The organism is Candidatus Cloacimonadota bacterium, from assembly GCA_011372345.1.
Lineage (GTDB): Bacteria > Cloacimonadota > Cloacimonadia > Cloacimonadales > TCS61 > DRTC01.
This window is the reverse complement of sequence record DRTC01000055.1, coordinates 1-4,663: the sequence shown is the minus strand read 5'-3', so window position 1 is coordinate 4,663 and position 4,663 is coordinate 1. Positions and strand designations below refer to the sequence as shown.

Annotated in this window: 3 protein-coding genes; all 3 read left to right on the top strand. The window is 33.0% G+C overall.

What is annotated here, in order from left to right:
- Positions 1–241: 241 nt before the first annotated feature.
- Positions 242–2,452, top strand: coding sequence for a hypothetical protein (locus ENL20_00930; protein ID HHE37124.1), 2,211 nt, complete (start codon positions 242–244; stop codon positions 2,450–2,452).
- A 159-nt stretch (positions 2,453–2,611) separates the two neighbouring features.
- Complete coding sequence (amrB, locus tag ENL20_00925; protein HHE37123.1) at positions 2,612–4,069, top strand: AmmeMemoRadiSam system protein B; 1,458 nt, start codon at positions 2,612–2,614, stop codon at positions 4,067–4,069.
- 10 nt (positions 4,070–4,079) lie between these two features.
- Positions 4,080–4,663, top strand: a 584-nt coding sequence (locus ENL20_00920) for a hypothetical protein (GenBank protein ID HHE37122.1), incomplete at its 3' end; no start/stop codon positions are given.

Below are 4,663 nucleotides of genomic sequence, written 5' to 3'. Positions count from 1 at the left end.
TATTGCAAAACGACGAAGTCGTTTTCCCACATTCTTTCCAATCTCCGATTGGGAACTCGATATTATGCAAAATCCATGTTTTGTACTGCAGAATAGAAACAGGGATTTCTAAAAAAAATTACATTCCCAAAGAGGGCTTTGGGAATGATGAGAAAGAAGGCTTTGAGAACGATGAGAAGGGCTTAAGGAACGATGAGAAAGAGAGCTTTGGGAATGATGTGATGAAATTTAAAAGAATCGAATGACAATGAAACCTTTACAAAAATTACATACAAGGCTTCCTTTTGGAGAATTTTCGAAAAATCGAGCAATCCATTTTCCCTTGATTTCCGGTTTTATTTCCTCTATATCGCAAGTTGTCCTGTTACGAGAATTAATGATCGAAATCAATGGAAACGAGATCATTTTCTCTTTTTTCCTTTCGATCTGGTTATTCCTTGTTGCTCTTGGAACATATCTGAATCAAATAATTAAATTCAAGAAAAATAACAGAAAAACAAATTATCTTATAATATTGATCCTTATAGTTATAACTCCCCTGCAATTTTTGTTTATCCATTTTCTCACTGCAAAGCTCATTCTCATTTCGGGCATGATCATCAACATTCCAACAGTTATTTTAATCGCTTTTTTAACACTTTTTCCTGGTTGTCTTCTGATCGGATTTTTATTCCCGTTAAATTGCAGTTTATTTTCCAATCTCCGAAATCCGGTTCATAAAGTCTATATTTTGGAATGTTTCGGGATGATTTTAGGAGGGATTTACTTTTTCCTCTTTATTATTTTTTTTAGAAATTTCTCTTTATTGGTTTTGATGAATTTCATCTCAATTTTCTATCTCTGGATTTATGAGAGGGAAATAAAATTGCTTATTATTGCTATTTTTATATTGATTTTGCTGCTTTTCTCAAATTCTATTTTTTTAAAAAATTATGCTTCCCGATTTATCCCTCAAAAACTGATATCTTCGCAAGATTCGCCATCCGGAAGATTCGATGTGACCGCTTTAGAACAGCAGCAGAATTATTTCTGGGATGGAACTCTTATAGGCAATTCCGAAAATCAGAATTATGCTGAAGAAATGGTGAATTTCGCTCTACTTCAACATCCGGAACCAAAAAATATCCTTCTCATTGGAGGTTTGTTAAACGGATTTCCGGAGGAATTTAATAAAGAAAATTCATTAGAACAAATCGATTACCTGGAAATGGAAAAGAATATCATTGATTATTACCAGGAAAACTACCAGCAGGAAAACCGAAAACTAAAAGCGAATTTTATTAAGCAAGATCCAATCAAATATTTAAGAAAAAATCCTGAAAAATATGATTTGATCTATGTTTCTTTTCCGGATCCATCTTCGATCTTTTTGAATAGATTTTATACTTCAGAGTTTTTAAATCTTCTAAAAAATCATTTGGTAAATGAGAAATCCGTTACTTTAATAACTGTCAGCAATTCTGCAAATTTTCTCTTACCGGAACTGGCGGAATTGAATTCAATATTAAATAAGACTTTTACTGAAGTTTTTGAAAAAACCGTTATTATTCCTGCGAAAAAATGTATTTATGCAGGAAGTTCCGGCAATTATATTTCCAATGATCCCGACACTTTAAAGCAAAGGATGTTCCGGAGAAACAAGGTTGGAAACTGGTTCAATTCCGCTTTGATAAATGATGTTTGCAACAATTTCAGGATAAATGATCTTCAAAGACGAATCTCTCAATATGATTCGGAAATAAACAGTAATCTGAATCCAAGAGCGTATTTGTTGTCTATTTTATTCTGGGCAAAACATTTGAATATTTCTCTTTCAAAAGGCGTGAATTTCCTGAAAAATAATAAAATTATTTTGCTGTTTGGAATTCTCATCTTCTTATTTATAATCCCCTATTTTTCCAAAAAGATTTCCGGAAATACAGTAAATTTCAAACAAAATTTCAACATTTTTTCAATCAGTTTCATTGCTATAATTTCAGAACTTATTCTCATCTATTTGATCCAGATAAATTTCGGATTTGTGTATTATGTGATCTCCATTCTCACGATGACTTTTATGCTTGGTTTGAGTCTTGGTTTTATTATTTCGGATAAAATTGAAATCCAGATTTCACGACTTTTTCTTATCTTCCTATTTCTATTATTCATCCTCTTTCTTATTTTAAATGCTGCCATTCCTTTATTGATAATTTTTATATTCAACACATTTATTGCGGTTTTAGAAGGCTTGATCCTTTCTAAAAATCTATCTGAAATAAACAATATTGAGACTGCAAAAAAAGGAACTTTTTTCTATTTTCTCGATACTCTCGGAGCGACTTGCGGAGGATTTATTTTGGGAATATTCCTCTTACCTTTCTTCAGTATCAGGAAAATAATCGGTTTTCTGATGATGATCCTGATTATGAATTTTATCATTAGATTGAAATTCAGGAATTTTTTTGTTGATTAGTTTTTCGTTGAAATTTTATGTATCTTTTTGAAAACCTTGCGGATGGTTGAAAACCTCCGCAATGGTTGAAAATGATAGACTCGAATCACGATAGAGTTCAACCATTGCGAAGATCTCATTCTTCAACCATTCGCAAGGTTTCCAAAACTGGAGGTGAAGATGAAAAAGATAGCAATTATCATTATGATAATATTCGCAACTTTATTAATATCCCAAACTCGAAAACCGGCAGTTTCGGGAACCTGGTATCCTTCCAATAAAAATGAACTCAACAAAATGTTGGAAGATTTTTACCAAAAAGTCGATTTGGAGAAGGAGCAGGAAAATATCGAACCATTCGGCATCGTTTCTCCGCATGCCGGTTTTATCTATTCCGGGCAGATTGCTGCTTATGGATATTCTCTCTTGAAAAACAAGCACTTTGATACAGTCATCCTGCTGGGACCAAGTCATCATTACCTGGAAAATGTGATTTCCATTTATAATGGAGATTTTTACAAAACACCTCTGGGAAATGTTCCGATCGATAGAGAACTTGCCTCGATACTGATCAAAAAGGATAAAAAATTCGTTTTCTTAAATGAAATTCACGAACAGGAACACAGTTTGGAAGCGCAAGTTCCCTTCCTGCAATATCAAATGAAGGATTTCAAAATCGTTCCGATCTTAACATCTACAAGAGATTTTAAGTTGTTGGATAAAATGGCAAATATATTGATCGAGATTATTGAAAATACTAAAAAGAAAATCCTGGTTGTGAGCAGCACGGATATGTCTCATTTTCATAATTATCAAAAAGCCTGTGCAATAGATAGAGGAACGATCGATCTGATTTTAGAGAAAAAATGGGATGTTTTGAAGAATAATATTCTGTCCGAAAGATGCGAACTTTGCGGATATTATTCGTTTTATATTTTTCAAAAAGTTATGGAACATTTCCAGGATGGAGATGGAATTTTGTTAAAATACGCAAATTCAGGAGATGCAATGGGAGATACTAATTCCAATCGTGTTGTCGGATATTGTTCAATTGTATTTCCAAAAAAAGGAGAAGAAAAAATGGAGAAATTTACGCTTTCCAAAGATGAAGAAAAATACCTTTTAAACTTAGCAAGAACAAGCATCGAGTATTATCTTGAAAACAGGAAAAAGTATGTTCCACCCAAACCGGATGCAGGGATCATGAACAGGAATTTAGCGGTTTTTGTTACTTTGAATAAAAATGACAATTTGCGGGGTTGTATCGGACAATTGATCGCTCAAGGACCTCTTTATCTTGCTGTGTCTGAGATGGCTAATTCTGCTGCTTTTAATGATTACAGGTTCGGTCCGGTTTCAAAAGATGAACTGGAAGATATTAATATCGAAATTTCAATCTTAACTCCACCGGAAAGAATATTCGATATTGAAAAGATCAGGATGGGTATCGATGGAGTCTGGATCAAAAAAGGATTCCGCAGTGGAGTTTTCCTACCGCAAGTAGCTACAGAAACAGGTTGGGACAGGAAAACATTTCTGGAAAATCTCTGTGCTCATAAAGCCGGACTTCCTAAAGATGCTTATCTCGATAAAGATACGGAAGTAAATATTTTTCAGGTTTATAAGTTCAAGGAATAAAAAGAATTAAATGAATTTAGGTTGGGGATTAACAACAAATTCTTTAGAAATTATCAGAAAATTAATAGTTCTTCTAAAGAGAATTTTATTAAGTAAAAATTTCAAGACAATATTCTTTTACCCCGAATTTCCCTGTTATAGAGATGTAATCTATAAAATCTGTTTTATAAATGGTCATAAGATGGTGAGGAAACCGGGGAATACAATGGATTTGGTAATTCATTGGGATGAAAATACTTTCTGGAAAGAACATCAGCAGATAGAAAAATGCAAGGATTCGATTCCAAAAATAAATAACGATTGCAAAGATATTAGTAAACCTTTGGTAGACAAATATTTTCAGGAAATATTCGGTTACAGTATTCAGATCGATCCGACTAAATTTTTGGGAAAGTGTGTTCGGAAAAATGTTTTGAATGCAAAACACGATGGGAAAATAATAAATTGTCCGGTTAAAGAAGCAGACAAGAAATATGTTTATCAGCACATCATTAATAATTCTTTAGACGGTAAAATAGTTGAAGATGTTCGAGTCCCGATTTTCAAAAACAGTATCCCATTTGTGTATTTGAAATATAGACCCATTGATAACAG

Coding starts and splice junctions, on each gene's coding strand:
- ENL20_00930 (HHE37124.1), top strand. CDS start 242: ATGACAATGAAACCTTTACAAAAATTACATACAAGGCTTCCTTTTGGA.
- amrB (HHE37123.1), top strand. CDS start 2,612: ATGAAAAAGATAGCAATTATCATTATGATAATATTCGCAACTTTATTA.